The sequence below is a fragment of the Aureimonas sp. SK2 genome (assembly GCF_029813115.1).
GTDB lineage: Bacteria > Pseudomonadota > Alphaproteobacteria > Rhizobiales > Rhizobiaceae > Aureimonas.
The window spans coordinates 1-4,061 of the sequence record NZ_JAPZDS010000043.1; the positions used below are offsets into that span (position 1 = coordinate 1).

General features: G+C 60.1%; 1 protein-coding gene. It reads right to left on the reverse strand.

The features are described from left to right. The coding region (locus O5O54_RS22050; RefSeq protein ID WP_279483997.1) for a DEAD/DEAH box helicase at positions 1 to 4,042 on the reverse strand (4,042 nt) is incomplete at its 3' end. Positions 4,043 to 4,061 lie beyond the last annotated feature (19 nt).

Below are 4,061 nucleotides of genomic sequence, written 5' to 3' on the forward strand. Positions count from 1 at the left end.
CCGCGTCCGTGACCTGTAACTGATCGTCCTTCTTCGGCCACGAAAATACGGTCTGGATATCGAAGCCCTGCCGAACGCGTTCTTCATCGTTCGCGGTGATGCGCTCAGTGGGTGCGGCTTCCACATTGTCGATGCGGAGCGTACGCTTGATGGGCACCTCTCCGGCCATGTGTGCGTCACAGCCATGGCAGCGCTCTACCTCTCCTTCGTGGCAGGCTCCGCAGTTGGCGCAAATGTAGATGTCCTTGGTCGCGAGCTCCGATCCGTCGCCCTCGCGAACCTCAGGAGGGAGCTTCGCCTTCATCACCCGGTAGGCGCGGCCTTCGTGGTAGATCAGGCTTCGCGGTCCAAATTCCGATATCGCGAGAAACCGCGCGCGAGAGAGGAACGAGCCGGTCTTTCCCTCGCCCGGCACGAAGGCGTAGAGCGGCAGGCGCGGGAAATTGTAGCCGGGCAGGAAGCCCTCCGTCGCGAGATAGCGGTACGAGTAGAAGTCTGATCCGTTCGAAGCCTTTCCTTGCTCAAGGATCGCAATCTGGTCACTGGCCTGCATCTGTGCCGCCTTGATCTTGCGGCGGTCGCCGGCGGAGAGACCTGTTATCTCAGAGCGGGCGTTGGCTTCGGCCAACTGCTTACGAGCAGAATTATAAAGTTCGCGCCAGCGATCGAACGCCCGATTGAACTCCTTCGGAGCATTCATTGCCACGTGAAGCACGAATTCTTCGGGGTCTTCCATCCAGACCGGTAGCGCACCGTGATCAGCCGCCAGAATCTTTTCGAGCACCCGCCGCATCGGTGCGCGCGCCCGAGAGACCAGGTCGCTCTTGGAGATGCTGGTCAGGATCTCTTCCTTGAGCGGGTATCGGTCGCCACCAAGATCGAGAATTTCCGGGATGTCGGGCGATAGGGCCAGGCGGCTCTCAGCGAGCCATACCGCATGCAGGTGCGAGCGCACCAGTTCCTCGTTCGTGATGTCCAGCGCAGGCGGGCGCACGACACCCGCCACCATATCATTGCGACGCTCGAAGAAGTACTGGTCGTGTGGAGAGCCCGATGCGCAGTACGTCACCACAACCGCTGCCTGGCCAGACCGGCCCGAGCGGCCAGCGCGCTGCGCGTAGTTGGCGGGCGTCGGCGGGACGTTCCTTAGATAGACAGCATTGAGCGCTGAGATGTCGACCCCAAGCTCCATGGTCGGTGAGCAGAACAGCGCGGGAAGGAACTGGTCGGATTCCCCGGTCACCTTAATCTCGGTTCGATTTCCCGAGGTGCTGAGGTTTTCGAGGTCGTCGTCTTCGTACCTGAACCGCCACTCGCGCCATTCACGCTGCCTTTGGGAAACCTGCGCAGTGTGCTCGCGACCCTCCAGCCCCCAATAGGCGCTGTGACCCGACGCCAGATCGTCCGCAATCGATGCGTACAGATCGTGGAAGTATCGGTTTCCCCGTTTGCTATCATCGGAAAGCGCGGGCCCGGGTACAAGGCGGACGGCAGAGGGCGTCAGCCGCCAACCTACGAGATCAGCGTCGAGCTCAACCGGGACGATCAAGCCCTCATCAGCGAATAGCTCAAGCAGGCGCGAGAAGAACTCGAGATAGTCATTTCGCTCGAGCTTCGTGCCCAGCACGCTCTTTTTGTTGATGAGCCGCGCAATTCGCGAGTTGTGGCCAGTGCGCAGGAGGGTCTGTTCCTCCCGAAGGCCCACAGCGTTCTTTCCAGGCGCACGCAGGAGCAGCGAAGACCGTCCGCGCGGGTTCTCCTTGGCATCTATCGCCCACGGAGCGCGCAACAGCGACCGTGATTTCTGCGCAACGCCGTCCAGGACAGTCAGATCGAGGGCTTCCGTGTTGACAGCAAGGCCTTCGAGCATTGCGCCCAGCACGGTCTTTAGCAGGATGGCTCTCTGCTCTTCGGATTGATCGCCGAGCTCGGGCAGGACTGTCATCAGCCCTTCCCGGTCTGATGCCATGTCGGCGACGCCGACGAACTTAACATCGAGAAGCTTCAGAACGGAGAGGCTGGGGTTGGTGTAGCGCCAACCCCTGCGGAGATCGGTCCACACTCGATGAGCCAGAACCTTTGCGAGTGCGCGCTGGGAGTCTTCCCGAATGACGGCGCCAGCCGATGGATCGACCATCCAATGGGCGCGCGCCTCCTTGTTTGCAGACGTGAAGCCAAGCGCCTTGACGACGCTCAGGCCGAACTCATCCTCTGTCAGGCCCTCGGGCCCTGCCGCAACTATCGCCCGCAGAATGGCCCCACGGAGAAGGCTTACGAACAAAAAATCGTTGAAGTGGCCGGACTGAAGCGCAGCATCTTGCCGGTTGTCCGTGAACCCCAGCAGCTTTCGCTTCGTCTTTGGAACACCGCTCGTCGGCTTGTTCATCCACTCGAGAGCACTGGACACAAGAAGGGTCGTCGCGGAGCTCCGCCCCTCCCCGGATAGGCCGGCCAGCTTGCTGCGCTCACGCATTCCCTGATTGGGTTCGTCCTTGCAGCAGAGGCAGAATGCAAACTTTCCGGGTATGAACCAGAAATCTCTCCCTCCGGCGCCATGCCGACCGTCCGGCGTCACCACATAGGAGACTGGCGCGCGCTTCTTGCGATAGGATCGAAGCCTCTCGATGCCGTTGCGCTCTTCCAGCCAGCTCTCGGGATAGCCATTCAGATTGCCGTCGAACGCGAAATCGGGATCATTGGCCGGAACCGGACAGAGATATCCCGCCACATCATCATCGTCTTCGATTTCCAGCGGTGTATCGTCAATATTGCGGGGGAGAAACCCGATGTGACCGTCATCCTCGTTCTTGGTGACGACGTGGTATTCGTGCCCGCAATTTCTGCAGAAGCGCGTCGGGTAAAGCCGGTTTCCCGGAGCACCTGGATCCTCGAGCTGACCCTCGAACAGAACGGTCCGAGGTTTGTCAGTCAACGTGGTGAAGATCTCACCCGCGCCCGAGATGAACCTGTGCAATTTGAAGGCAAGGAACGCTCCGTCCCCCGTCCCACCGCGCTGATCTTCGGGAAGACTTACCAACGTCAGGAAGCCTTCGAGCCGCTTCCGACAATGCTCTGCGTCGACACCACTGTCGGCGGCCAGCCGTTTGACAGCGTCCTCGAATGGGATGGGCTTCTTTCGTTTTAGTTCCAGCCCGTCATCCAGGCCGAGCGCAAGCTCCGCCCACACCGCGAGCGGGTGCTTCCTGAGCTGCTCGTCGTCCAAGCTCGTCGGAAGAGGCTGTCGCACCACATAAGCCAGTGCGGAGGTCGCTTGCGCAAGGGTGATGGTGTCGTCAGTAGCCCGCTGCAGGGACTCATCTATTACGGCATCCGGGCCGATCTCGGAGCCGAAGAGCCTGGTCGCAACTTTGGACACAGCAACCGCTCGGCTTTCTTCGGTGCCTTCGGAGGCCATCGTTGCCGATGTGCCTATGCAGATGGGAGCTTTGTCAGGGGAGCACCGATCACGCAGCCGCCGAACAAGTACCGCCACATCCGCGCCTTGGCGCCCTCTGTAGGTGTGCAGCTCGTCGAGGATGATATATTCAAGGCCGGTCGCGTTCTTGACCACCTGAGCGTCTAGGTCGTCTTGGCGGGTCAGAAGGAGTTCCGCCATCATGTAGTTGGTGAGGAGGATATCGGGCGGGTTGGCGGCGATGCGTTGACGCTCCTCTTGGCTTTCCTGGCCCGTGTATCGTTTGACGATGGGTTTCAGTCCGCCTACTAAGCCCGACTGTCCGATGAACTTTTCGATCTCTTTCATCTGGCTGTTTGCCAGAGCATTCATTGGATAGACGATGATTGCTCGGGTGGTGCGCGGTTTACCTGCGCGCAAGGCACGAATGATAGCGTCTACCACCGGCACAAAGAAGCACAACGACTTGCCGGACCCTGTTCCTGTCGTAACAACAAAGCTCTTTGCGGATTTTGCCTTGGCAATCGATTCGGCCTGGTGTCGATGAAATCGGATAGGCTTCTCGCCGAAGCGGAAAACCTGTCCAGTTCCTTCTTCCAGGTCACCCGAAGCGACCAAGTCATCCACGGTGGGGCCCGAAAGATAC